Raw genomic sequence first — 281 nt, 5'->3', positions numbered from 1 at the left:
TCGCCGCGTGAGGCGTTGGCGATGGATCCGCAGCAGCGTCTGTTGCTGGAGACGTCGTGGGAGGCGTTGGAGCGGGCGGGTATCGACCCGGCTGCGGTGCGTGGCAGCCAGACCGGCGTCTTCGCCGGGATCATGCACCACGACTACGGTCTCTTGCAGGGGCCCGACGGCACTCCCGGTTCCCCCAGCCCTGGCAGCATCGTGTCCGGCCGGGTGTCCTACACGTTCGGGTTCGAGGGTCCGGCGGTGACGGTGGACACGGCGTGTTCGTCGTCGCTGGT

The 281-nt window shown here is 69.4% G+C and carries 1 protein-coding gene; it reads left to right on the top strand.

Annotation, left to right across the window (positions count from 1 at the left end; all coding sequences use genetic code 11):
- Positions 1-281 (top strand): beta-ketoacyl synthase N-terminal-like domain-containing protein (locus GTW67_RS08765; protein ID WP_272920474.1); only part of this gene is annotated, 281 nt, incomplete at both ends.

Source organism: Streptomyces sp. SID5910 (assembly GCF_009862125.1).
In the GTDB taxonomy this organism is placed as follows: Bacteria; Actinomycetota; Actinomycetes; order Streptomycetales; family Streptomycetaceae; genus Streptomyces.
Note: the sequence above shows the minus strand (reverse complement) of the source record. Positions and strands in the feature narration are given on the sequence as shown.